At 46.6% G+C, this 24,961-nt stretch carries 19 protein-coding genes; 11 read left to right on the top strand and 8 right to left on the bottom strand.

The window, feature by feature from the left end; translation table 11 throughout:
• Positions 1-23: 23 nt before the first annotated feature.
• Positions 24-3,233, bottom strand: a complete 3,210-nt coding sequence (locus ACZ5NB_RS02950; RefSeq protein ID WP_460231364.1) for an error-prone DNA polymerase — start codon at positions 3,231-3,233, stop codon at positions 24-26.
• A 132-nt stretch (positions 3,234-3,365) separates the two neighbouring features.
• Between ACZ5NB_RS02950 and ACZ5NB_RS02955 the strand changes: the two genes are divergently transcribed.
• Complete coding sequence (locus ACZ5NB_RS02955; RefSeq protein WP_460231365.1) at positions 3,366-5,273, top strand: CHASE domain-containing sensor histidine kinase; 1,908 nt, start codon at positions 3,366-3,368, stop codon at positions 5,271-5,273.
• On the opposite strand, the gene ACZ5NB_RS02960 is transcribed toward ACZ5NB_RS02955, so the two are convergent.
• From ACZ5NB_RS02960 to imuA, 3 genes are read right to left on the bottom strand one after another with little or no spacing between them, the layout of a single operon-like run.
• Entirely contained in the window at positions 5,274-6,749 is a 1,476-nt protein-coding gene (locus ACZ5NB_RS02960) for a flavin-containing monooxygenase (RefSeq protein WP_464107826.1), read from the bottom strand.
• A 25-nt stretch (positions 6,750-6,774) separates the two neighbouring features.
• Entirely contained in the window at positions 6,775-8,340 is a 1,566-nt protein-coding gene (locus ACZ5NB_RS02965) for a Y-family DNA polymerase (RefSeq protein WP_460231367.1), read from the bottom strand.
• 37 nt (positions 8,341-8,377) lie between these two features.
• A complete protein-coding gene (gene imuA, locus ACZ5NB_RS02970; protein WP_460231368.1) occupies positions 8,378-9,139 on the bottom strand; it encodes a translesion DNA synthesis-associated protein ImuA in 762 nt (253 codons plus the stop codon).
• Positions 9,140-9,553: 414 nt separating this feature from the next.
• On the opposite strand from imuA, the gene ACZ5NB_RS02975 reads away from it, so the two are divergent.
• The 5 genes from ACZ5NB_RS02975 (at position 9,554) to ACZ5NB_RS02995 (ending at position 11,883) form a co-directional block, all read left to right on the top strand.
• Complete coding sequence (locus tag ACZ5NB_RS02975) at positions 9,554-9,994, top strand: protein tyrosine phosphatase family protein (RefSeq protein ID WP_460231369.1); 441 nt, start codon at positions 9,554-9,556, stop codon at positions 9,992-9,994.
• 50 nt (positions 9,995-10,044) lie between these two features.
• Positions 10,045-10,416 (top strand): hypothetical protein, encoded by a 372-nt coding sequence (locus ACZ5NB_RS02980; protein WP_460231370.1) that lies wholly within the window; start codon positions 10,045-10,047, stop codon positions 10,414-10,416.
• A 127-nt stretch (positions 10,417-10,543) separates the two neighbouring features.
• Positions 10,544-10,927 (top strand): VOC family protein, encoded by a 384-nt coding sequence (locus ACZ5NB_RS02985; RefSeq protein WP_460231371.1) that lies wholly within the window; start codon positions 10,544-10,546, stop codon positions 10,925-10,927.
• Between the two features lie 128 nt (positions 10,928-11,055).
• On the top strand, positions 11,056-11,394 hold the full coding sequence (locus ACZ5NB_RS02990; protein ID WP_460231372.1) for a GFA family protein: 339 nt from the start codon (positions 11,056-11,058) through the stop codon (positions 11,392-11,394).
• 63 nt (positions 11,395-11,457) lie between these two features.
• Entirely contained in the window at positions 11,458-11,883 is a 426-nt protein-coding gene (locus ACZ5NB_RS02995; RefSeq protein WP_460231373.1) for a GNAT family N-acetyltransferase, read from the top strand.
• 153 nt (positions 11,884-12,036) lie between these two features.
• On the opposite strand, the gene ACZ5NB_RS03000 is transcribed toward ACZ5NB_RS02995, so the two are convergent.
• From ACZ5NB_RS03000 to ACZ5NB_RS03015, 4 genes are all read right to left on the bottom strand, one after another.
• The gene (locus ACZ5NB_RS03000; RefSeq protein WP_460231374.1) at positions 12,037-13,356 is read right to left on the bottom strand and encodes a sterol desaturase family protein; all 1,320 of its coding nucleotides are present in this window, start codon (positions 13,354-13,356) and stop codon (positions 12,037-12,039) included.
• Between the two features lie 225 nt (positions 13,357-13,581).
• On the bottom strand, positions 13,582-14,679 hold the full coding sequence (locus ACZ5NB_RS03005; RefSeq protein ID WP_460231375.1) for an AAA family ATPase: 1,098 nt from the start codon (positions 14,677-14,679) through the stop codon (positions 13,582-13,584).
• A 5-nt stretch (positions 14,680-14,684) separates the two neighbouring features.
• Complete coding sequence (locus ACZ5NB_RS03010; RefSeq protein WP_460231376.1) at positions 14,685-16,943, bottom strand: ATPase, T2SS/T4P/T4SS family; 2,259 nt, start codon at positions 16,941-16,943, stop codon at positions 14,685-14,687.
• 13 nt (positions 16,944-16,956) lie between these two features.
• Positions 16,957-17,307 (bottom strand): hypothetical protein, encoded by a 351-nt coding sequence (locus ACZ5NB_RS03015; RefSeq protein ID WP_460231377.1) that lies wholly within the window; start codon positions 17,305-17,307, stop codon positions 16,957-16,959.
• Positions 17,308-17,568: 261 nt separating this feature from the next.
• Here ACZ5NB_RS03015 and ACZ5NB_RS03020 point away from each other — a divergent pair, with 261 nt between their 5' ends.
• The 5 genes from ACZ5NB_RS03020 (at position 17,569) to ACZ5NB_RS03040 (ending at position 24,859) form a co-directional block, all read left to right on the top strand.
• Positions 17,569-18,681, top strand: a complete 1,113-nt coding sequence (locus tag ACZ5NB_RS03020) for an efflux RND transporter periplasmic adaptor subunit (RefSeq protein WP_460231378.1) — start codon at positions 17,569-17,571, stop codon at positions 18,679-18,681.
• A gap of 34 nt (positions 18,682-18,715) precedes the next feature.
• Positions 18,716-21,757 carry an efflux RND transporter permease subunit gene (locus ACZ5NB_RS03025; RefSeq protein WP_460231379.1) on the top strand — a complete coding sequence of 1,014 codons (3,042 nt, stop codon included), beginning with the start codon at positions 18,716-18,718 and terminating at the stop codon, positions 21,755-21,757.
• A 99-nt stretch (positions 21,758-21,856) separates the two neighbouring features.
• On the top strand, positions 21,857-22,273 hold the full coding sequence (locus ACZ5NB_RS03030) for a globin (RefSeq protein ID WP_460231380.1): 417 nt from the start codon (positions 21,857-21,859) through the stop codon (positions 22,271-22,273).
• Between the two features lie 155 nt (positions 22,274-22,428).
• Entirely contained in the window at positions 22,429-22,797 is a 369-nt protein-coding gene (locus tag ACZ5NB_RS03035) for a VOC family protein (protein WP_460231381.1), read from the top strand.
• Positions 22,798-22,942: 145 nt separating this feature from the next.
• A complete protein-coding gene (locus ACZ5NB_RS03040; RefSeq protein ID WP_460231382.1) occupies positions 22,943-24,859 on the top strand; it encodes a DEAD/DEAH box helicase in 1,917 nt (638 codons plus the stop codon).
• Positions 24,860-24,961 lie beyond the last annotated feature (102 nt).

A 24,961-nucleotide genomic window follows, 5' to 3' on the forward strand; every position in this document is an offset into this window, starting at 1 on the left:
AGCTGTCTTGCTAGAGTGGATGGCTAGTGAAAATCTCTCGAACGGTTACGTAATGTCGGTAATGCTTCACTGTAATCGATAATATCCCCGGCAATAACGTGGATGACGGAATCTTTTCTTTCTACTACGCCTTTAATCAACAGCAAGCGTCCTGTCAGAATTTGTTGACGAAAGCGTTGTAATACATCTCGCCAAATAACGATATTGCTATTGCCTGTCTCATCTTCAAGCGTCATAAAGATTACACCTGATGCGGTGCCGGGACGCTGGCGGCCTGTCACTAGTCCGGCGATGCGGACAAAGCGCCCGGTGTTTAACGTGTACAGATCTTGAGCGCGACGGCAGCGAGAGAATGTGTGTTGTTCTCGCAGCAGCGCCATTGGATGAGAGTTCAGTGTTAAACCCGTACTGTGATAATCCATTACCGTAGTGGCGACTTTATCGGGGGGCGCCATCTGTCTAGGTGTATAGTGGCTATTGGTGTTTTCTAGTTCGCTTAGACCAAGCAGTGGCGTCGGAGAGGCAATGGACTGTGTGTCCCAATGGGTTTGATGGCGATGCCCTGTCACGTTTAACAGTGCATCAGCATTGACTAGGCTACTTAGTTCCTGTTGGTTCAATTGCGCGCGTAGGCGAATGTCATGGCCGCTAGTAAAGGCTTGCTTGCGTGCGCTGACAATACGTTCAGCCGCAGCACGATTAAAACCTTTAATAATACGCATTCCTAAGCGAATGGCTGGTTGTTGTTCGAGTACCGGGTTTTTACTGTGGTGGTATAAACAATGATCCCATTGGCTATGGCGCACATCCACGGGCAGGATTTTAATCTGATGGCGTTGCGCATCTTGTATGAGTTGCGATGGGGAGTAAAAACCCATCGGCAAGCTATTCAATAAACCGCAATAAAATGCGGCGGGATAATGACACTTTAACCAAGCGGAAATATAAACAAGCAATGCGAAACTAGCCGCATGTGATTCTGGGAATCCGTATTCACCAAACCCTTGCATTTGTCGAAACAGTCGTTCAGCAAATTCACGATCGTGCCCACGTGATAGCATGCCATTAATCACCTTATCGTGAAATTGTTGCAGGTGGCCGTTTTTCCCCCATGATGCCATCGCGCGACGTAATTGATCAGCTTCTCCTCCGCTAAAACCGGCGGCGACCATTGCAAGTTTAATAACCTGCTCCTGAAAAATAGGTACGCCAAGCGTACGCTCTAATACGGCTTTGACGTCATCATTTGGGTAAGTAACAGCTTCTTCGCCATTACGACGCTTTAGATACGGATGCACCATATCGCCCTGAATCGGGCCGGGGCGAACAATCGCAACTTGAATGACCAGGTCATAAAATGTTTTGGGTTTTAGGCGCGGTAACATGGCCATTTGCGCGCGGGACTCCACTTGAAAAACCCCGATGCTATCGCCCCGACATAACATGTTGTACGTTTTTGGATCTTCTTTGGGAATGTTGGCAATAGACAATGTATTTTCCGAATATTGGTTAATAAGTTCGATACTTTTTCTAATGGCGGTCAACATACCTAATGCTAAGACATCGATTTTTAACAAACCTAATGCTTCGATATCCGTTTTATCCCATTGCACGATAGTGCGATCCGGCATAGCCGCATTTTCAATTGGCACTAAGGTGCTAATAGGACTGTGTGTAATTAAAAAGCCACCCACATGCTGTGATAAATGTCGAGGGAAACCAATAATGTCTTTGACTAGCGATAAGAACTGTTGAGCTATGTGTTGATAATGTCCTGCTTTTTTTGCTCGATGTTTATTGTTGTTGGATGGTTCTTGAGAAGGTAATAAATTAGCTGAGCGAAAATGCTCGGCGAGTTGGTCAGCCTTGTTCCACCAAGCCATGCTTTTAGCCAATTTATCAATCAATGGATCATCAAACCCCAGGGCTTTACCGACATCACGAATAGCGCTACGAGAACGATAAGTAATGACGGTAGCGGCTAATGCAGCACGCTTACGCGTGTACTTTCGATAAATATATTGAATGACTTCTTCTCGTTGTTCGTGCTCAAAGTCGACATCAATATCGGGTGGCTCGTTGCGTTCTTTGGAAATGAAACGTTCAAATAATAGATCGCTTTGTGCCGGGTCAACTTCAGTAATAAAGAGGCAATAACATACCGCTGAGTTGGCTGCTGATCCTCGACCTTGACAGAGAATATGTTGGCTGCGGGCAAAACGAACTAAGTCGTACACCGTTAAAAAGTAGTGTTCATACCGCAGCTCGGCAATGGTAGCTAATTCTTTATCGAGTTGTTCTCGCACACTAGGGGGAATACCTTGAGGCCAGCGCTGTTGAGCACCGCTGAACGTGAGTTTGCGTAAATACACCGTGGCATCTTGCCCCTTGGGCACTAGCTCTTCGGGGTATTCATAGCGCAACTCATCCAGACTGAAATGACAGTGATTTGCGATATGCACACTTTCTTCTAATAAAGCGGCGGGATAAATCTGCTGGAGTTCTTCAATGGGGCGTAAATAGTTCTCGGCGTTAGCGAGTCGCTGTGTGCCTAAGTCTTGCACGGGAGTGTTAAGGCGTATAGCGGTTAGCACATCGTGTAAGGGCTTTCGCGACAGGTGATGCATTTGCGCGTTGTTGCAGGCCACCATAGGGATTTCGCATATGTCGGCCAGTTGTTGGCAGCTGTGATAGTGCGCTTGGTCGTCGCCTTGCGCATTGAGTGTCACACCAATCCAGAGCCGGTGTTTGAAAAAACTGGCCAGTGTTTGGCCGAGTATTTGTATCGATGTGGGGGCTAGGCCGGCCTTGGGCAACCAAATAGCGAGGCAGTGTTGGGTCCCGAACTGTAGATCAGATAGTGCTAGGTAGTAGTGCCCCTTGTCGCTGCGCCGACGAGCCCGGGATATGAGCCCGGATACTTCACTATACGCAGTGCGGTTGGGGCATAACAGAAGTAGATGGATATCGGGTGCCTGGCTGTTGGCCTCGTTGCTTGGGTTGCTATGTAGGTGCAGTTCGGTACCAATGATGAGCTGTAAGGGTAACCCACTTTGACTGACGGCTTTGGCCGCGGAGTGAGCCTTTACTACCCCAGCTAGCGAGCACTCGTCGGTAATTGCTAATGCGCGATAACCCAATTCAGCGGCGCGCCACACTAGCTCCTCTGGGTGGGAGGCGCTGCGTAAGAAGGTGAAGTTGCTGAGGCAGTGTAGTTCGGCAAATTGGCTCATAACTGTATTAATATACAGTTAAAATGCTGAGTGGAGAACCCCGTTGAATATAAATGTGTGCTGGTGTGTGGGTGCTATGCTTTTAAAGTGGCACTAGTTCAATAGCGATATAGGCTCACTCATCTGGACCCAATGAATACAGCAAAGCATTCAGATGCCAATATGTCCCCGCAGCGTGGTAGAGATCATGTTGCTTCAGAACAGAAGACGCTAATTGATCGAGCGTTTGGGCTTAACTGGCGGATCATCAGCTATCTACACAATCCATTATCGGGTTGGGTGGTGCTGTGCGCATCGCTGACCATTACGGTTGTTGCCTATTTAGTGGCGAGTAATTTGGCCGAGCAGAAGGCTTTGCAGCGTTTTGAATACAGGGCGAATGAAATTACGCTGGCCATTGAAGAGCGAATGAATGTCTACGAGCAAGCCTTACGCAGTGGTGTTGCTTTACTTCGTAGTCAGGAAAACACGTCACGTGATGATTGGCGTAATTTCGTCACCACGATTGATATCAATCGGCATTGGCCTGGCATTCAAGGGCTTGGGTTTTCCGTACCGGTTCAACCTGAGGAGCTAGAACCTTTCGTGGCGGGCGTGCGTGCGGAAGGTTTTCCCGAGTTTGCAGTGAACCCTCAGGGGACTCGTGACTACTATACGTCGATAATTTATCTCGAGCCTTTTGACTGGCGCAACCAACGCGCGTTTGGCTATGACATGTGGTCAAATGAAGTACGGCGTGAGGCGATGGCGCGTGCGGTAGAAACGGCTAATGCGTCAACGTCTGGAAAAATCACCTTAGTACAAGAAACTGATGAAAATGTACAAGCAGGTTTTTTGATGTACCTGCCCGTTTATCATGGTGGCAATATTCCAGCCACCGTTGAAGAACGTCAGGCCTTGATACGAGGTTGGGTGTATGCGCCGTTCCGTGTAGGAGATCTAATGCGCGGCATTATCGGTGCCGAAGATCCCAGTATTGAGTTTGCGATTTATGATGGCGATACAATCACGCCTACTGCGCTGCTGTTTCAAAGCAAAGCGGCACAGCCGTCTTCTCTCGAGCAAACAATAAAGCAAGTGGAGCTACAGGGCCGGCTATGGACAATTGTTTACAAAGATACGGCTAGTCTGGGAAATATAGACGCGTCTGATCAGCCAAAATTTATTCTTATTGCCGGTATTATTATTGATCTGTTCTTGTTTTATCTCATTGTTTCATTGTATTCGATCAATCGCCAAGCGAAAAAAATAGCGGAAGAAATGACAGCGGATTATCGCCTTGCGACTGAGCGAGCTGCTGAGGCAAATCTAGCGAAGAGCAACTTCTTGGCTAATATGTCTCATGAGTTACGTACGCCATTAAATTCTATTATCGGCTTCTCTCAGGTGCTAACGCGTAATGTCGCCGATCGGTTAAAAGTGCGTGAGCTAGAAGGGTTGCAAGCAATTCATCGCAACGGTAAACATTTGTTGGCTTTGATTAATGATATTTTAGATATATCAAAAGTGGAATCGGGTAAAACAGAGTTAACGTTAACCTCGTTTGATGTGGTGGCTCTGATAAACACTAACCTAAAGGATTGGCAGGCCTTAGTAGATGAAAAAAATAGTGAGGGTAGTGATATATCACTATCCGCTAATCTGCCAGAAAAAATTATCATTATGCGTAGCGATGAAACAAAGGTAATACAAATCATTAAAAATATTGTCTCGAATGCCATAAAGTATACTGATGCGGGGTCTGTTGTTTTATCTCTTGAGCAGAAAGGTGAAAATTCGGCTGATGAGCACGTCTGTTTTTGCGTTAAAGATACGGGTATTGGTTTGTCCGATGAAGACCAACAAAAACTATTTAAAAGCTACTTCAGAGCAAAAGAGGTTCAGGGTACCGATCGGGAAGGCACTGGCCTCGGATTGATGATTACCCAGCAGTTAGTTAACGCCCTGGGGGGTATTATTACCGTGCGTAGTCAGCTAGGTGAGGGTAGTGAATTTACCGTTATGTTACCCACGCTGCGCCGAACCGAAAAAAACGTTTAATTACTTAAACACCATCACCCCGTCGGGGATTTCTTCATTAAGCAGTACTTGTCGATCTGCTAGATAGTCCTGGTGTACCACCCAGGGTGGGCGATCCCCTTGTTTGGGTAATTTTGCTTCGGCGCGCTGTACATAGCCTGAGTTAAAGCTGAGCAATGGTTTTATCTGTAGGTCTTGAGGTGGTCGAGGTGGGCAGGCCATAGAATACCCGGTACGATCCAAGTGATTAATCATCCGACAGAAATACAAGGCGGCCAAATCGGCTTTTAATGTCCACGACGCCATGGTGTAACCAAATACCAACACGAAGTTAGGTACACCACTAAACATCACGCCTTTGTAACTGACAGTCTCGCCGAAATGTATGGGCTCATTGTTAACTCGTATATCAACATGACCACCTGTCACCAACTCTAATCCTGTTGCTTTAACAATGATGTCTGCCTCTAGCGTGTGTCCTGATTTTAAGGTAATGCCACTAGAGGAAAAGGATTCAATATCACCTGTAACGATACTCGCCGACCCATTGCGTAGCGCTGAGAAAAAGTCACCATCGGGTGCTAAGCAAATACGTTGGTCCCATGGCATATAGTCAGGCGTAAAGTGCTTGATGTCGATGCCTTCTGGAAGTTCTTTTCGGGTTAGCTTTAAAAGGAATTTCTTGGCTTTACCGGGGTTCTTTTGAATGCGTGAATTAAAAAAACGGCTAAGCCAGATATTTTTCTTCCGAGTTATTTTGTAGGCGAGCGTGTCGGACAACAGGCTTTTTAACAGATTGGCAATGCGGTCCTTGCCGGGTCGAGCGACGATATAAGTAGGTGATCGTTGCAGCATGGTGACATGTTTGGCTGTTTTCGCGAGCGTAGGAACTAGCGTTACTGCTGTCGCACCGCTACCAATGATGACCATATTCTTATCGCGGTAATCGAGCTCTTCTGGCCAGAATTGTGGGTGAATAATTTCACCTTTGAAGTCTGACTCGTTAGGGAATAGTGGGTTATGCCCAGCATTGTAGTTATAGTACCCAGACCCCATAAATAAAAATTGGACAATAAACTGAAGTGTATTGCCGCCATGCTGAACGGTAATTGTCCAGCGTTGAGTTTCATCAGACCAAAATGCTTGGGTAACACGATGGCTTAAACGTATATGCGGTGTAACGGAAAATTTATCGGCTGTGTCATTGATGTAACGTTTGATGGCCGGGCCATCGGCAATGGCTTTTGCATCGGGCCAGGGGTTAAAGCTAAAACCTAGAGTATGCATATCACTATCGGAGCGAATGCCTGGATAGCGGAATAAATCCCAAGTGCCACCTAATGCATCTCGTGATTCCAATAATACATAGCGTTTTCCTGGGCATTGTTGTTGTAGATGTACCGCGGCGCCGATACCGGATAATCCGCCACCTACAATCACAACATCAACTTCTTCGGGTGCAATTGTTGTGGGCGAACTGGGTTTTTCAGCGTGCATTGTGAATTTCCTGGCTGTCAGTGGGTTAACCGTAAAAACCGTGTAAATACCAACGTTGGTTCAATAGATTTTGGTAAACCCAACAATAACTGCCGTTGTTGTGACGTGCAATAAAATAATCACGTTGTTGTCGGTGTTGCCACCAATGGCTGTCAATACGTTTTGGTCCGTAGACAACGCGTAATGGTGATGTTGCGCTCGGGGCATTATGTTCATCGGTTGGTAAATGAGGTGCGCTAATAGGAATAGCTTGTTGGCTAAGCCATAACGGAAGAATTTCACTGGTATTTTCTATGTTAGATATTTTGGGTAGGGTGATTCTATCAATCGTCAAGGGTGTAACAGCCAGGCAGCTTTGTTGCAATTCGGGTAAATGTTCATCGCGTTCGTCAAGTATCGTTAAGGCGTTGTCGCCGAGCCGGTTCATCAATTTATCGAGTAATGCTTTGAAGTCGTTCAGTTGCTCGGTTGGCAATGATAATTCTGGAAATAAGGACTGGCTCGCGCCATCTAACGTTGTGAATCGCTCAACCTTTAGAGCTAAGCTTTCTAGAGGTGCACTCAGCGAGAAAGATTCTAGTTTCAATCGTGTAAGGTGTTGCAAACCTGCCAGGTTTTGTTGTTTGCTGGATATGTCGACATTGAGCTGATCACTAGGGTGTTTAAAATAATAAAATGTCCAGCTGAGTTGACTAGCGGCTACACCGTGTTGGACTAAAAATTGGCATAGTTCGCTGAGTAGTTCGGTAATCGGCAGCTCTAATCCTTGGCTATTGGTAATCTCACCTTGGAATTCTCTATAAGATAAAAAGACTAATGAAGGAATAAAATCCTGCACGGGCCTCGCGGTGTATTGCTTATCATATAAATTTCCCGCCAGTGAAGCGAGTTGCTCTATCAGCGGTTTGCCGTAACGGCTCCCTAATTCAGTTGAAGGTAATAAAAATAGGTCCTTGAGTGTTGTTAAACCAGCGTTGATTAATTGTTGCTGCTGTTTTTCTGCCCCGTCAAGATAGGCTATTGGCATTTGTTCGAGCATTGTCTTCCAGTGCGTGGCGGGAGGGGCAACAAACTCGTTGAGAGGGGAATCAGATAACACTTGTTCAGGGTTATCTGTGCGAAAACGGGCAAATAACCAAGCCGCTTCTTGGGTGTGCGCTAAGCCTTCAACGCAATGAAAGCCTTTGCTTTGCAAGCCGCGTTGGATTTGCCCTCTTAAACGACTTACTCCTCTAAATAAGCGCAAACAGCCACTGACTTCTAGCAGCAAACTAAACGGCTTGTTGTTGACAGTGGGGGTGAATTGATAAGCCCACTCGGTAAGCTTCTCCAGCGCTTTTTGCTCGTGTTCATCGTTGCGTTCCATCACCTGTAGGTCTGGCTCTAAGGCGTAGGCCGTAGCGAGTCGCATATCGATACGTAATCCTTTGGCTTGCGCTGCGGTATTCACGAACACCAGCCGCTGCTTCTCTACAATCGCTAACGGTGCCTGCGCCTTCCGCGCTCCCAATTGCCTCGACAGTTGATCCAAAGGAAGCTGCGGAAGATGGAGGCACAACCATAATTGATCGCGTTGTTGTGACTTTTTCATACCAATAAAGAAACATTAATAGACTAAAGGCTGCGCGTTACGGAGTTGATATCGGTATTACGTTGTTGCTCTTGATTGAGCTTGAGGTGTCGCTCACAGCGGCGGTATTGTGTTGCAGTTGAACAAGGGGTAATGGCAGTTGAAAGGTCGAGAGTGTTTGTAATTTTGTTAAATCAGGTGTCAGCGCTAGCTTAACTTGTTGCCCGCTCCAGCCGCCTCGCTGCTTCAAAATGTTAAGCTGCAAGAGCCCTTGGGGTTCGCTTTGAAGGCTTAAGCGTAGCGCCGAAGGAGAGGGCTGCTTTGCTTGGCTGCGGTGCCGTACCAATGTGTGCCAGCATTGGCCGCGGTGAGCGGCTTGTTGTAAGCGTCGTAATTGCCGACTATCAAGTTGCGTAGTGACGGCCCAGTTGATGACTGCACTGCAGCACCCAGATTGCAACACCTGCTCAGCACTCCAAAGCTGCTCGCGTTCATCACGGGGTGTAATTAATAATACCCCTTGTGGATTAAGCCCTAGCAATCGAACAGCGGAGGCAAAAGGCAGATACGGAGGCGAAATGAAGGCCACCCAAGGCCGCTGTTGTTGTACTTTGCGTAGTGCCGGTATGAGTAGGCGTAGTTCACCAATACCAACATGAGGTAACAGCAATTCGGTGGTCGCGCTATCGGGCCAGCCACCATCGTGTAATGCCTTATCGAGTGGCGTATAACCGGTACTCAAGACTGTGGTGCGCCGCTTTAAGCGCGAAGCCTGCCAGACATTAGGTAGTTGTAGTAGCTGTTCTAATTCAGAATTCATCAGCATGCCATCAAAATAAGTATATTGTATAAATATACAGTACTTTTATGGTTGTGCAAGTGCGCGGGCTTTGTCTGATGTGCTATGTCAAAGCGAAGAGCTATTTTCTATCGAAAAATCAAACACTTATACATTGAACTCTGCGTCAGTGATGAAGTATTTCATTGATTGCATCCAGCGTAAGCAAAAATTGCTAGATATATCCGGCGCATCTGGTTATTTTGGGCCGTATAAACTAAAAAACCTATCTGTTGATGAGTTAATGCGTTGGTGCTGAATTTGCGTGCCCTCAAAAGGGGGCGGCAGGTTGTAACTGTCTACATCAGGAAGTTATACCGGTGTATATAGTAGTAAGTAGATTTTATCTGTTGATGGATATAATAAGCGTCATAACTTTACGTATCTGTGAACACTATGAGCATACTCAATTATTACCAAGTGACGGAAAGCATTGCATCTTCAGGTCAGCCGACAGAAGCTCAATTCGACGAAATTGCTAGGGATGGTTATGAAGTTATTATTAACTTGGTAATGCCAGACCACGAGAACTCTATCGCCGCAGAAGGGAGCATAGTGACATCGCTTGGTATGAGTTATATTCATATTCCAGTCCCATTCGATTCGCCTAATAAAGATCACTTCGAAACATTTGCGGGTTTCATGGACGCACTCGGAAGCAAAAAAGTGTGGGTACATTGCATTGTTAATGCACGTGTTTCAGCGTTTCTATTTCGATATCTGCAAAGCAAGGGGTTCTCAGCTGCCCAAGCCAAAACTCCAGTTTTGGAGCAGTGGTTGCCAAAGATGGACAGCGTTTGGAGAGAGTTCATCAGTCATGCTCAAGAACAGTTGTAATAAATACTAGAAAAACCGTTTCTGCAGGTATTAGGGAGAAACCTGTCCAAATGCAAAAGACTCGACGAATAAAACTATTAACCGCAGTGTTATGTTGTCTCACGACATTGTCGATACATGGGCATCACGCCACTTCAGAATTTCTATTTTTAACAACGGAATTTGATGGCACTCTGACCAGTGTGAGCTGGAAAAATCCTCATGTTGAGCTGGTTATTCAAACGAAAGAAGGCGTTAAGGTTAATTTCATTGCCGATACAATATCGAATTTGTACCAGCTTGGTGTAAGAAAAGAAATGTTTCAGGTTGGCGAGAAAATTCGTATCGCGGGGAGAATATCGGGTAAAGACGATGCACGTGCTATGGCTAGAGAGGTGATATTGGATGATGGCTCACGCTATAAGCTTTGGAATGGAAGGTAATACTTCCTAGAAAATAAAGATTGTAGCCCTGAGCGAACAATGATCTTGAAAAATCATTAAACGCTTACAAATCAGAGGTTAGATACATTAAGTTAATTAACGATCATCAACATGATTAGGCATTCCTATGAAACGAGTTACCGGAATTGGCGGTGTATTTTTTCAGGCAAAAGATGCCTCTACATTGCGCGCTTGGTATAAGCGTCACCTCGGCATCGACGTCCAAGAGTGGGGTGGCACTGCGTTTGAGTCAACAGACTCCAGTGGCAATTCTACTGGCGGTACAACTATATGGTCTGTTAGTTCGGAGCAAGACGCTCCATTTGCGCCGGGTAATGCCTCGTTTATGATCAACTACCGAGTAGATGACTTGTTATCATTGATTACAGTACTTAAAGAGGAAGGCTGTCACGTGCTGGATAAAATTGATGACTCGGAGTATGGAAAGTTTGCCTGGGTTATCGATCCGGAAGGCAATAAAGTGGAATTATGGCAACCTCCTACAGGTTGAGGCGTTGTGTCACATTGAAAAATAACAAAATAGCCCAGTGTCAAACACTTGCATGCTAGAAAAACGCACGAGATGCTGTTATTCCTCAACAGGGTAACCAAAGGCTCAGGGTAAAGCGGAGACTGTCAATGGAGTTAACTTGCCACTGTAAAAACGTCATCATTAATGTTGATGAGCCCAGTCAGGTGACTCAATGTAACTGTTCTATTTGCAGTCGATACATGAGTTTGTGGGGATATGTCAAACCTGCTGAGGCGAAGATTGAAATAGGTGCAGCCGGTGTCAGTGCTTATTGCTGGGGTGATAAAGAAATCGATTTTATACGTTGTGCTCAATGTGGTTGTGTTACTCATTATGAGACAAAAGCAGGACGCTCGGATCCGATCGTTGCCGTCAATTTCGGTATGGCGCGTCAACGTGTTGAGCATGTACCGGTAAGGTATTTCAACGGTGCAGATAACTTCTAAGAATATAGCGGAGAAAACTAGATTGGTTTTCGGTCGTTGTAGTAGCCAATATGATTATTCATTATGAAAATAACGTATTTTAAACATTGTGATGTTGTCAATTGGGGCGAAGTTGCGAAAATCTTCGAGGTGGTTGATTGGGGTGTTCGGCCAGCGGACGCTCTAGAGAGCGCATTTCGACAAAGCGCATCTGTTCGTTTTGCGTTTGATGGTGAAAAGCTTATTGGTTTTGGCAGAACGGTTGATGACGGCGCATTTTACGGTTGGATTGTTGACTTGGTTGTTCTCCCGGAATATCAAGGTATGGGTATTGGTACTTGTCTGTTAAAAGAGCTGGAAACCGACCTTGAATCCTATATCACTACCATGTTGACTGCTGCTCCAGGTAAAAGTGGTTTCTATGAAAAACTCGGGTGGCTAAAACAAACATCGACTTTTATATGGCCTCGGTCTGAGGCTCAAAAACGTGCCTATACCGCATCTGAATAATATGGAGTTGGAGAGCCCCTGAGGCGTGAAAGCTTGTACGTTGAAGCGCAGTGACTATTTATGTTGTAGTCGGCTGATAGGTACGTTCTTTCGAGAGGGGTTTATCGTCATGCTATTAAATAAAAACCCAGGCTTTCCTGGGTTTTTATTTGCTTATTGCATTGCAGGGTTTGAAATCGACATTTGCCACGCTTGCTTCTGTCCTAGCGCGATAGCCGAAAAAGCAACTGTAGAAAGAATTATCATCAATAACCCAGCATGTACCATAGTGGGTGTACCGAAATAAGTGGTCGTTTCGGCGAATAGCCCGAATGCGAATAGGGTGCCGAGGCGTACGAACTCCAATATTCGAGAGTAACGTGTCCGATTAATCAGTGCGCCCAAACTGAAGCAAGTCAATAAGATATAGACGAGGCCGAACACTTGCAGCGGGTCGCTAAAAGAAAACAGGCTAGCTTCCGCAAACTGCGCGCCCTGGTTGGGGTTGTTGCCGCCAGATGCACCAAACACCATGAAAAGAAAAATGACTTGAATAAATACATAGGCTTTAAGTGTGCCAGGCACGGGAATGTCAAAACGGTTGTAAGTTTTAATATCTTCAATGTGGTTGGCGCGGGGTTGGTCAGCAACGTCTGCGGGTCGCCATCCCGTTTCTTTGTAGAAAATAGCGAGTTTGTCGCGCCAGCGCTTGGTGTTTTTAAAGTCATTCCATAGGTTTTTGTACCACACAAACTGGATGCCGATAGGGTTGAAGCTATCGACAGATTCCGTGGTGCCGTAGACGACTTCTTCACCTTCTTCGGCATAGGTGCCAAATAACTTATCCCAAATAATGAAAACGCCAGCATGATTTTTATCAATGTATTGTGGGTTTTGTCCATGATGCGCACGATGCACAGAGGGGGTGACCAGCAACCAATCAATCCATGGTAACTTGGGGATGAACTTGTTGTGGAGCCAAAACTGGTAGGCAAACTGCAGACCTTTCAGTGGTAAAAACATGGTGAAAAAGGGGAAGCCCAGAATCGCCATCGGTATAAAGAACGGCCAGTCAACCCACTGTTGAAAAATACCTTTGCGTACGGCGGTGCTGAAATTGAAGTCTTCGCTAGTGTGGTGACCTTGGTGAATGCCCCACAAGAAATTATTTTGGTGTGATGTGCGGTGAAACCAGTAATGACAAAAGTCCGCGAGAATGAATCCGCCAATCCAGGCCCAAGGCGAATTGATGTCTTGCTGCATGATGCTGAAATTGTCGGCTACAAATTGGTAGCACCAGTAGATGACGCCCAGTGCCACAATGCCTAGCACATTGTAGAGCACGGCTGTTTGCACATTGGTAATGACATCGACATACCGGTAGTAGCGTCGGCCTTTGGCGAAGTGCAGATAAATTTCCACCAAAATCAGTATGCCGGTAACGGCCCCTACGATTGTCATGAAAATGGAGAGGATATCGTTTTCAAACTGCATGCTATAAAAGCCTTTAAATGATGTTTGTCACTTAGGAATACTAAGCTACGCGGACCCAGATAATAAGCGAAGCTTACTAGCACATTTTTACGTAATGATAGAGGCTAGAAAAGGCCTCGAATGTAAATAAGCGTACAGATTTTGTATGAATTTGGCGAAATCGGCGTTGGCGGCAAAATTAGCAGATGACCGGACAGTGCTGGCTAAGGTGGTGGGTAAGGTTGCTTAGATAAGGTGTTTGTAGCGATATACCTTACGCCAAATGGGGTCAGGCTTATGGGCCACTTCGAGATCGAAATAATGACGCAGTCGTCGCCGATCATTGGGGTTATCTTTCAACGTCGCACCCACTAGAAAGCCAACTAAGTCTTTTACATCCACAGCCCCGTCGCGATAAAAGTGCGCGTGAGCACCCAGTGCATGAGCAACACTAACGGCTTCGGCGGTGGACATACTCGTACCGGTAATGCGGTCGGTACTGCGCCCATCAATAGTTTCCCCATTGCGTAACTCGCAAAACATAGTGACTAAGCACACTATCAGCTCTTCTGGCAGTTCTGTATCGATGCCTAAAGCCAATAGTAATTTGTGGGCTTCGCGCTGTACGACGTCGACCTCGTCATCTAGGTTACGAATAGGATAAATAGTTTCAAAATTGAGGCGGCGTTTAAGAGCGGCGCTCATGGTTTGCAATCCTTGATCGACGGTGTTGGATGTGGCTACTACGTTAAAGCCTGCCTTGGCAAATAAAATACTGTCTTCGTTGAGTTCTGGAATTGAAAACTGTCGCTCCGACAACACGGAGAGTAAGCCATCCTGGAGTGCTATGGGTGCCCGGGCGAGTTCTTCAAAGCGTAAAATTCTTCCCTGTGCCATGGCGTGGTAGAGAGGGCCTGGTACTAATGCATCTTGGCAGGGACCATGTTTTTCGAGAAGTGCATCGTTCCAGGAATACATCAGTTGGTTGATTGAGCTGATTGCGCCACCGTGAATAAGCAAGGTAGAGCTTCCTGATATAGCGGCTGAAAGAAGCTCAGATAGCCAAGACTTAGCAGTGCCGGGTTCTCCAACCAACATCGCTCCCCGGTTTGTTAGTAGCCCAACGATAACGCGCGTCAGTAAGTCGCGTGGCGCAACGAATTTCCGTTGAATGTTCGGTGCACCTTTTTCGGTATTGCCTGCGACAAATTTTTCGACCGCAATAGGCGATAGTTGCCAGCCGGCGGGACGTGGATGTTTGTCCCATTCGTGAAGTTGTTCCAGTTCGTCTTTATATAACTGTTCTGCAGCGGGTCGTTGAATCGGAGCGCTGTGTGTCGACATCGTGTTCACGTTAATAAACCTCGGCGCTCCGGTGCCATGCGCTCTTGTGGGAGAATTCTTGGCAGCTCGTCTAGCGCAATAGTGCCCTGAATAACATGGCTTAAGGCGCTGTCTCGCATCGTCATTAATCCTGTATCTAATGCGAGTTGTCGAAGTTCCACAATAGGTGGTTGCAATGCAATGGCTTTGCGTAAATCCGGATTTATTTGCAGGTATTCGATAACCGCAATTCGGCCGGAGGTGCCTTGCCCATTGCAATGCTTACACCCTTTGCCGGTAAAACACTGAAAGTTATGCGGAACTTGGCGGGGAAATAACTCATTGAGTATATCGGGGTTGGGTGTTGCTGAGACTTTACAGTGTGGGCAGATCCTTTTAGCAAGACGCTGTGCGATAATTGACAATAACTCGCTGGCAAGTGAATTGGCTTGAATGTCTAAATCGTAAAGCCTTTGTAGCGCATCAATTGCATCGTTACTGTGAAGGGTAGAGAGCACGACGTGGCCGGTTTGCGAAGCGCGTACCGCTTCTAGTGCTGTTTCTTTATCACGAATTTCACCCACAAGAATAACATCCGGATCTTGTCGTACAAATGCACGCATGGCATCGGAAAAATGAAATCCTATGTCGGGTCTGACACGTGTCTGTTGTATGCCATCGATAGAGTATTCGATGGGGTCTTCAACGGTAATAACTTTGCGCGAGCTATCGTGAGCCAATGTTTGTAAGCCAGCGTAGAGTGTTGTCGATTTTCCTGAGCCGGTGGGCCCAACAACTAAGACTAACCCCGCTGGGTTTTGCAGTAGTCGCTCATAGCTGTTGGCGAGCGGTTCAGAAAAACCCAGCTGTTTAATATCCAGCAGTGATTGATTTTGCGGTAATAAGCGAATGATTGCGTGTTCACCATACAGCGATGGCTGTATTTGCACGCGTAAATCATACGTGTCGCCGCCAACGACTAAGTGTGACCGGCCGCCCTGTGGTAGGCGCTTCTCTGCAATATTGAGTTCTGCACGGAGCTTGATAACGTTGATTAACCCAAGGTAATCCATGGGTGATAAATCATAATGTGATAAATCACGTAATTCCCCGTCCACCCTTAGGCGAACGCGAGTTCGTTTATGGTATTGCTCGATATGGATATCGCTAGCTCGGCTGGCTACGGCATCTAACAGCATGGCATTAAATACCGTTATAAGGTGCGCATTGAGCTGAGTGTGAGATTCTTCGAGCAGGTCATCAGATATATTGGTGTCTTGTGATGCGGTCAAGACAGTTTGATTATCATGTTTGCGACTGAGATCGAGTGCAGACCAGAGCCGATGAAAGTCGGTAGGTGTGACTAGGTATTGCTTTAGTTTTTTGTTTGGCTGAATTAATCGCAAATCATGCGTTTGTGGGTCGGTATCGCTTGATGCAAAAACCAGTGAATCGTCAGTTAATACCAATGGAATTATGCGATGACTATCCAGAAATGCCTTGGAAAACGAGTGGAACAGTGACGGATTTGCGATTTTAAGTAAATCTTCGACTTCACCTACCGGTAATCCTGATTGATGAGCAAGCGATCGGTAGAGCGTATTGTCTTCGATGTTAATCAGTTGGTGTAATTCTTTTAATACCGAGGTGCGATTTTTTTGCGCGATCTTTTTTGCTTGATCTAATAATGATTCGTCGGCGATCCCCATGTCGACGAGTAGATCGATATTGTCGCGAGAGAAGTTAACAATGCCAAGCTCTTCCCGTGTACTGCTACCTTCAATATCGACTTTATATCGAACGAGAAGCAGCTTAGCCTGCTGTAGGGTTTCTAAACACAACAGTTGGCCGCCAACCTTGAGTTGCTTTATTAGTTGATCCAGTTTTTGAATAGATGATGTTGAGACGACAATGATGTCAAATGGTGCGTGTTCATTAAGTCCTTTGGTGCCGTCAGTGTGTATGATCCTTACGTTGTGGATATGTAATTTTTCGATATTAGTGCGCGCAAATTCTGCGAGCTGAGGCTGCTTTTCAACGGCGTAAACCTGTTTGGCCAGTTGGCTGAGTAATGCTGTGAAGTAACCTGACCCAGCGCCTATCTGCAAAATGGTGGCGTCTGGAGGAAAGGTAATTTGATAAAGGATCTGTTGCGCTAAACGTTTGGCAGGAATGCTATGCCCCGAAATGAGTTCGGGTTGGTCATGCTGTATAAAGTCTGCGCGATTGATGCTTGCCAGTGCACAATCAATCTCATTGACTGAGGGGTTGATGTTCTGAGTCATTGATAACTAAACGCTACGTTTGGCTGCGATGACCGACTCGGTCACTAATATCCATCTTAAAACCGCCTTCATCACACAGAAAATAGTGTTGCTGTTCGTAAACAACACGCAGATTGTCAGTGTTGATACCTGACGGCAATAAATAAGCAATGAAGGTCCCAGACGTTAATGCAATAACCTTTGTGCGTTTATCTTCTTTGTGGTGCATTTGTGCGGTAATTAAATCATGTAGCCACGTAGTCCCAGTGATTCGTACAAGTCCATCTTGGTAAGCGTCGACGGTGCCAACAAAATAGCGTGGTGTGTCATCTGAGAAAAGTCGTCGGTGCGATATCAGCATCGCATCACCTGGTTCGATAATCATGGTGTTCTCCTTGCCTATGTTAAAAGTATAGATGCTTCTAGTTAGGCTGCATTAGATGGGTTGAATAGCGCGTTAAAAAAACTGGGTGTAGTGGCGCTAGTGGTTTGACCCTATTGAGGCTAGACTGATGGCGACATACTTCTCGCAAGTATAAAAATGGCTAGCTTCCTAGTGGGCTATGCTAAAAGTTTGCTAACGACTTTGTCGTAACGGTGACAAGAAAAAACGACGACTTGCGAACCATAAATACGGGTGATAACTATGCGCTTTTTGGCAATGACGGTTGCTGTGATATGTCTTGGGTCCCAGCTGGCAATGCTTGGTGGCTGTAGTGGTGAAGAGGCTGCGGTCATTGAGGTGGGATCTAAACCGGTTAAGACACTGGTTGTGTCAGGTGAGAGTGGCGAAGCTATCAGACAGTTCCCTGCACGCGTAGAGGCGAACCAAACCGCCAACTTGTCTTTTCGTATTTCCGGCACGCTTCAGGAGCTGAATGTTAGAGAGGGCGAAAACGTATTGACCGGTGCGGTGTTAGCGCGTTTGGATCCAACCGATTTTGAGATTGCGGTCCGAGAACAAGAGGCAAGCTACCAAACTGCGTTGGCGAACTTTGAACGTGCTAAAAGTTTGATGCCTGATGGATATATCTCTCGCAGCGATTACGACCGTTTGCAGGGCCAGTTTGAATCAGCTAGGGCCTCTCTTGAGAAAGCGAGACAGAATCTCGCCTATACGGAGCTGCTGGCTCCCTTTGATGGTGTGGTTGCAAGACGGTGGGTTGATAATTTCGAGGAGATTACCGCTAAGACAACGGTTATTAGTCTAAACAATCCAGATTTGCTAGAGCTGGTGATTCAGATTCCAGAAAGCTTAATACAGCAGATTGATCGTCGAGAGCCAGGCCACGGCGCTGATGACATTGCGGTGACGGCCGCATTTGAAAACTATGCAAACAAGGCAATACCTCTCAGCTTCAAAGAAATATCGACCACCGCCGATAGCGCGACACAAACATTTTCCGCTGTGTACATCATGCCTGCACTAAGCGACATTACCCTGCTTCCGGGAATGTCGGCGACTGTGACGGTCGACCTGACTAAACGCCTTAAGCGTGCTGCCAATACAAATCCATGGATTCCAAGTGCTGCTGTATTTGGTGCTAACGATGGTGCTGCGCAAGTTTTTATTGTCGACGAAGAAAATATGAACCTCATTGCTCGCGAAGTGACGTTGGGAAGTGTCGGAAATTCTCGTATCGAAGTCGTATCCGGAGTTGAGCCGGGGGAGAGAATAGTTGTTGCCGGTGTGTCATTTCTCCAGCCCGGTCAACAAGTGACCATCATGCCTGATGTCGAGCAGGCAACTGAACTTTAAAGCGAAATAAACGCTACGGTACGGATTGTCAATCATGAATATAGGTGAATACTCCGTTAAGAACCCTGTTGTCTCTTGGCTCTTTATTATCATCTTGGTGGGTGGCGGTCTTTACGGCTTTGAAAAAATGGGCAAGCTGGAAGATCCTTCCTTCACAATTAAGAAAGCAAAAGTCATAACGCATTACCCTGGTGCAACGGCAAGGCAAGTTCAGGATGAAGTGACGTATCACATTGAAGATGCGATACAAAAATTAGAACAAGTTAAAAACTTGAATATGTCTATTTCACGTCCGGGTTATTCGGAAGTGTCCATAGAGTTTAAAGATGTATATCGCGGTAAAGATTTCCCGGCAATTTACGACGAGCTGAGAAGAAAAATCACGGATGCGGAGCGAGAGCTACCGCCTGGCGCGAAAAAGCCAATCGTAGTAGATGACTTTGCTGACGTCTACGGTGTGTACATTGCATTGACCGGTGAGGGGTACACCTATCGTGATTTAAAAGACACCGCTGACAACCTCAAGAAGCAATTAGTCTTAGTATCGGGCGTTAGAAAAATCGTGATTAGCGGCGATCAACAAGAGGTGGTTTACGTTGAAGTATCTCGCGCTAAATTGGGTGAGTTAGGTATTCCTATATCGCAAATCGCGCAAGCGTTGTCGACGCAAAATAAAGTGGTGTCGGGCGGGAACGTGACGGTTGGTCGAGAGTACCTCCGCATTCAGCCGACAGGGGAATTTCTCTCGGTGCGTGACATGGGAGACACCATTATCAGTGATCTGGACGGTCGGCAAACCTATTTGCGTGATATCGCGACTATTCGCAGAGAGTACAGGGAAGTTCCGAGAAAGCTAATTTATCTTAATGGCAAACCCGCTATCACGCTGGGTATTTCCATGTTGCGCGGTGAAAATGTTATTGATGTTGGCGCTGCGCTGAACCGTCGTATTGCAGAGTTGGATTCAATTATTCCTGCGGGTATTGAGTTTAATGTTATTTACGACCAGCCTAGTGAAGTCGACAACTCTGTCAATTCATTCCTCGTCAGTGTAGGTCAAGCGATTGCCATAGTAATTGTTGTGCTCTTGTTTTTTATGGGATTGCGGACGGGGCTCATTATTGGCACTATTCTGCTCATTACAGTGTCTGGAACACTGTGGATTATGCAGTTACAAAACATCCAGCTGCAGCGTATCTCCCTCGGTGCGCTAGTGATTGCATTGGGTATGTTGGTGGATAATGCGATTGTGGTTGCTGAAGGCATGTTGGTGCGGTTGCAAGCAGGGATGAGTGCGGTTAAGGCTGCGGGCGATGTGGTACGAAAAAATATTTGGGCCTTATTGGGCGGCACTGTCATAGGCATTGTGGCATTTTCTCCTATCGGACTTTCACCAGATTCTACGGGTGAATTTGCTGGGTCACTATTTCAGGTTATCTTCATTTCGCTATTGTTGAGCTGGTTTACTGCGATTAGTTCTACGCCATTACTATGCGGTCTATTAATTAAGCCGGGCCGCGTTGAGGAAGAAGTAGACCCTTACGCTGGAAAGTTTTTTGTACTGTATAAGCGTTTGGTTGCCTATGCTTTGCATCATCGTCGGGCAACGCTTGCCATTGTTGTGGCGATGTTTGTCGCATCTAGTTTGGGCTTCGGTTTTGTGAAAAAAAGTTTTTTCCCGGATTCAAATACACCGATGTTCTTCGTTGACATATGGGAGCGTCAGGGTACGGACATTCGCATGACGCGAGACGATGCGTTAAAAGTGAGTGAGTTTTTACGCGCACAGCCTGGTGTTGAACAAACAACAACGATAGTGGGAGGCGGGGACCAACGTTTTTCACTGGTGTTTACGCCGAAGGAAGCGAATCCAGCTTATGCGCAGATTATTGTTAAAACGAAATCGCGTGAACATATTGCGGAAGTGTGGCGAGCGGTTGACGAATTTATGGTGGGGATGCCGAACATTGATCCGCTTATCAAAGCATTACGCATCGGCCCTGGTCGTGACAGCAAAATAGAGGCGCGTTTTCATGGCCCTGATCCTGTCGTGTTGCGCGATTTGGCAAGTCAGGCCGAAGCCATTTTACGTGCGGATGCCGGTGCCAAAGAAGTACGGAACGATTGGCGCCAGCTGGAGAAAGTTTTAGTGCCCGTGTACAGCGAGCAGCGAGGTAGAAACCTTGGTATCGGACGAGAAGAGGTGGCCGTTGCAACGGCTTATGCATTTGGTGGCATGCAAGTAGGAATATACCGGGATGGTAATCGCTTGTTGCCGATTCAAGCGCGTGCTCCTCGAGCGGAAAATATTAATGCGGCCGATATTCTAGACTTGCAAGTATGGAGCCCTGTGCTGAATAAAAGTATTCCTCTTGCACAGGTCATCGACCGCATCGACGTGTCTTGGGAAAACACTGAAATCCGTAGTAGAAATCGAGCCCAAACAATTATCGCGTCAGCTAACCCCATAGAGCCATTGGCCGAACCGCTATTTAATCGCATTCGTCCACAGGTCGAAGCGATTCCGTTGCCTTCCGGATATTCTCTCAGTTGGGGAGGGGAGTACGAAGACTCGCAAAAAGCACAAAAAGGTTTGTCTGCGCAATTACCCATGGGTTTCTTGACGATGATTTTAATTAGTATTTTGTTGTTCGGTAAGTTGCGCCAGCCACTGATTATTTGGTTTACCGTTCCGCTCGCGATCATTGGTATTACAGTGGGGCTGTTGAGTTTTCGCGGAGCTTTTGACTTTATGGCGATACTGGGTGCGCTCAGTTTAATCGGCTTGCTAATTAAAAACGCTATTGTTTTGATTGAAGAGATTGATCAACAGATTGCGGAAGGTCTAGAACCCTATTTTGCAATTATCGAAGCCGCCGTGTCCCGAATGCGTCCGGTGTTGATGGCTGCCAGTACAACGATTTTGGGCATGATTCCACTGCTGGGTGATGTTTTTTTTGTCAATATGTCGATTACTATTATGGCCGGTTTGGCATTTGCAACGGTATTAACCTTAATTATTGTGCCGGTTCTCTATGCCATTCTTTTTCGAGTGGTGATTCCCGAAGATGCATAAAGGCTGTTGTCGAAAAGTTAGGTAGGGTGCTTTTGATTAATGACAGATTGCAGACATACTTAATGTAGGTAATTCAAATAATATTTGTGAAGGCATTGTATGTCTGCGTCAATCGCCGAGATTTTTAATGACAGCTACCAGCGCATGTCTGATCGTTATCGAGATCAGTTCTATGAGTGTTTTTATAGCTGCTTTATCTCGAAGGATCCCAGGGTGGCAGAGGCTTTTGTCGGCGTTGATATGGAACGACAAAAGTCGATGCTTGAAGACTCCTTAATGATGCTGCTGTCTTGTGCTGCGACCGGCGAGACCAGCGAGAGTCTGCAATCCTTGGCACGGGTGCATTCAAAGCTGCATATTCCAGCCGATCTATTTGCTTTGTGGATGGACAGTTTGGTCGAAGCCCTAGAGCGTGTTGATCCTAGTTATAAGCCTGCGGATGGATTGGCGTGGCGCGCGATGTTTATGCCGGGTGTTGAATATATGATCGCCCATGTGTCAGCGGCTGACCAATAGCGCCTTAAGCCCCTTTGATCTACCAAAAACCCCTCGATTTCAGCCTTTCTTTGCCGCCTCTATTCACTTGCAAAATGCAAGCGAATACAATGGTGTCTACCACTTATGACAGTCTTACCACGCAAGGTAGGCATTGATACGATGAGGAGTGAAAGATGATTGGCTATGTAACTGTGGGTACAAATGATAGAGAAAAGTCGGCTGCTTATTTTGATGAGTTGCTGGCATTGATTGGTGGTAAACAATTCTTCGGCAATGACCACATGACATTCTGGGGTGTAGAGCCAGGCAAGCCTTTGCTTGGTGTTGGAGCGCCCTTCAATGGAGAGCCTGCTAGCGTGGGGAATGGCATGATGGTCTCACTATCGTTGAAAGACAAAGAAGCCGTTGATGCGTTTTATCAAAAAGCGCTAGCACTTGGCGGTAGCGATGAGGGAGAGCCCGGTATGCGTACCGATACCTTCTATGGGGCCTACTTCAGGGATCTGGATGGCAACAAATTCTGTGCTTTTTGCATGGTGTAACGAAGAAAATCTCTGGCGGGGCTGATGAAAATTTAGCCTCGCTCTACTATTTCCTGTATACTCCCGCCCCCTTTTTCTCAGTTCGACACTTATCGCCTTTCTCCTGCCTTGCAGTTTGTGCTTTGCGGTATACCAGGAATCCATTATGACCAATGCCCCAGAAGTCACTGACTTCGCTAGTCTCGGTTTGCCCGAGCATCTTTTAAAAGCTATTTCCGAAGTAGGCTATGAAAAGCCATCGCCGATTCAAGCGCAGAGTATCCCCATTCTTCTCGATGGTTGCGATTTACTAGGGCAGGCACAAACAGGTACCGGCAAGACGGCTGCTTTTGCGTTACCGTTGCTATCGCGTATAGATCCGAAGGCGCGTTACACCCAGTTACTTATATTGGCGCCGACCCGTGAACTGGCTATTCAGGTAGCGGAGGCATGCCAGTCTTATGCGCACCACATTCCGCAGTTTCGTGTGTTGCCCATCTATGGTGGCGCCAGTTACTCGACGCAGTTAAAGCAGCTGAAGTCTAATCCTCAAGTCGTAGTGGGTACGCCAGGGCGTGTGATGGACCATTTGCGTCGTGGAACGTTGAAGCTAGATCAGCTTCGTGCGCTCGTCTTAGACGAAGCGGATGAAATGTTACGTATGGGATTTATCGATGATGTCGAATGGATTTTGGAGCACACGCCGGATGACCGTCAAACGGCACTGTTTTCGGCAACCATGCCAAAAGAAATCCAGCGGGTTGCTCAGAATTATTTGAACGAGCCGCAGACAGTCAAAATTGCTGGAAAAACCCAAACCGCAACAGCAATCACGCAGCGCTATTGGCCAATAGGGGGCATTAATAAGCTGGATGCACTCACGCGTATTCTCGAAGTTGAGCCTATTGATGGTGTGATTATTTTCGTGCGTACAAAAATCTCAACGACCGAATTGGCGGATCGATTATGCGCACGTGGTTTCAGTGCTGATGCGCTGAATGGCGACATGGCGCAGGCACAGCGTGAAAAAACTATTGAGAAAATGCGTGCCGGTAAATTGGATATTTTGATCGCAACTGACGTGGCAGCACGGGGTATCGATATTCAGCGCGTCTCTCATGTCATTAACTACGACATTCCGTTTGATACCGAAGCCTATGTCCATCGTATTGGTCGAACCGGACGTGCCGGGCGTAAAGGCGAAGCCATTCTGTTCGTCGCAAATCGCGAACGACGCATGCTGAAGGCGATTGAGCGTGCGACTAAACAGCCTATCGAACTCATGCGCTTGCCTAGTGAGCAAGATATTAATACGCAGCGAGTTGAGCGATTTATGCAGCGTATTGATGAGGCGCGTCAGGCGGATGACCTGGACTTTTATAAACAAATGCTTACTGATTATATTTCATCACGAGAAATTGATGCGATAGATGCTTTGGCCGGTTTGGCGCGAATGGTTCAAGGTGATCAGCCATTTTTGGTGAAAGATAAACCCGCTAAAAAAGAATCTCGTAGTCAGCGAGAGTGGGATGATGATCGACCTGCGCAAAAAGGTAAGCGCCGTAAAAAAGATGAAACATTGGCCGACACCAATGCAAAGCCGTTGAAAGACTTCCCCGATGTGGACATGCAGCGATTTAGAATTGATGTAGGTTACAGTGATGGCGTTGCACCTGGGCATATTGTGGGTGCTATTGCCAATGAAGCTGATATCGAAAGTAAATACATTGGCCATATTGAAATCTTTGACGATTACTCAGTGGTTGATTTACCTGCAGAAATGCCACCGGAGGTACTGTCACACCTTCAAGGCGTGTGGGTTTGTCAGCAAAAACTGAACATGCGCGCATTTACGGGCGCTGATGACGGGCAGTCCCGTAGGTCATCACGTAAGCGTAATGATAAGCCTGATGGAAACCGCAAAGATCGTCGAGGTAAGGATGCGCGTGATGGTCGTGGAAAAAGTCATGGCAATGAAAAATTCGCCAAGAAAGGCCCCCGTCGCAAATCAGACGATGGTGAACGTCGTGGCGGGCCAAAGAAGTTTCGAGGTGGCGATAAAAAACCTCGCACTAGAAAGTAATTTATAGCGTGCTATTAAGGCGGTTTATGGAGTTTGTCCAGCCGCCAATAAGCAGCTCCCGTAGCGAATCTTTACGCCGGGATGCTTCGTTATAGTGCGATG

It is taken from the genome of Aurantivibrio plasticivorans, assembly GCF_055392955.1.

Coding starts and splice junctions, on each gene's coding strand:
- ACZ5NB_RS03020 (WP_460231378.1), top strand. CDS start 17,569: ATGCGCTTTTTGGCAATGACGGTTGCTGTGATATGTCTTGGGTCCCAG.
- ACZ5NB_RS02985 (WP_460231371.1), top strand. CDS start 10,544: ATGAAACGAGTTACCGGAATTGGCGGTGTATTTTTTCAGGCAAAAGAT.
- ACZ5NB_RS03005 (WP_460231375.1), bottom strand. CDS start 14,679: ATGTCGACACACAGCGCTCCGATTCAACGACCCGCTGCAGAACAGTTA.
- ACZ5NB_RS02975 (WP_460231369.1), top strand. CDS start 9,554: ATGAGCATACTCAATTATTACCAAGTGACGGAAAGCATTGCATCTTCA.
- ACZ5NB_RS02960 (WP_464107826.1), bottom strand. CDS start 6,749: ATGCACGCTGAAAAACCCAGTTCGCCCACAACAATTGCACCCGAAGAA.
- ACZ5NB_RS02955 (WP_460231365.1), top strand. CDS start 3,366: ATGAATACAGCAAAGCATTCAGATGCCAATATGTCCCCGCAGCGTGGT.
- ACZ5NB_RS02950 (WP_460231364.1), bottom strand. CDS start 3,233: ATGAGCCAATTTGCCGAACTACACTGCCTCAGCAACTTCACCTTCTTA.
- ACZ5NB_RS03030 (WP_460231380.1), top strand. CDS start 21,857: ATGTCTGCGTCAATCGCCGAGATTTTTAATGACAGCTACCAGCGCATG.
- ACZ5NB_RS03010 (WP_460231376.1), bottom strand. CDS start 16,943: ATGACTCAGAACATCAACCCCTCAGTCAATGAGATTGATTGTGCACTG.
- ACZ5NB_RS03015 (WP_460231377.1), bottom strand. CDS start 17,307: ATGATTATCGAACCAGGTGATGCGATGCTGATATCGCACCGACGACTT.
- ACZ5NB_RS03025 (WP_460231379.1), top strand. CDS start 18,716: ATGAATATAGGTGAATACTCCGTTAAGAACCCTGTTGTCTCTTGGCTC.
- imuA (WP_460231368.1), bottom strand. CDS start 9,139: ATGAATTCTGAATTAGAACAGCTACTACAACTACCTAATGTCTGGCAG.
- ACZ5NB_RS02980 (WP_460231370.1), top strand. CDS start 10,045: ATGCAAAAGACTCGACGAATAAAACTATTAACCGCAGTGTTATGTTGT.
- ACZ5NB_RS03035 (WP_460231381.1), top strand. CDS start 22,429: ATGATTGGCTATGTAACTGTGGGTACAAATGATAGAGAAAAGTCGGCT.
- ACZ5NB_RS02995 (WP_460231373.1), top strand. CDS start 11,458: ATGAAAATAACGTATTTTAAACATTGTGATGTTGTCAATTGGGGCGAA.
- ACZ5NB_RS02990 (WP_460231372.1), top strand. CDS start 11,056: ATGGAGTTAACTTGCCACTGTAAAAACGTCATCATTAATGTTGATGAG.
- ACZ5NB_RS03040 (WP_460231382.1), top strand. CDS start 22,943: ATGACCAATGCCCCAGAAGTCACTGACTTCGCTAGTCTCGGTTTGCCC.
- ACZ5NB_RS03000 (WP_460231374.1), bottom strand. CDS start 13,356: ATGCAGTTTGAAAACGATATCCTCTCCATTTTCATGACAATCGTAGGG.
- ACZ5NB_RS02965 (WP_460231367.1), bottom strand. CDS start 8,340: ATGAAAAAGTCACAACAACGCGATCAATTATGGTTGTGCCTCCATCTT.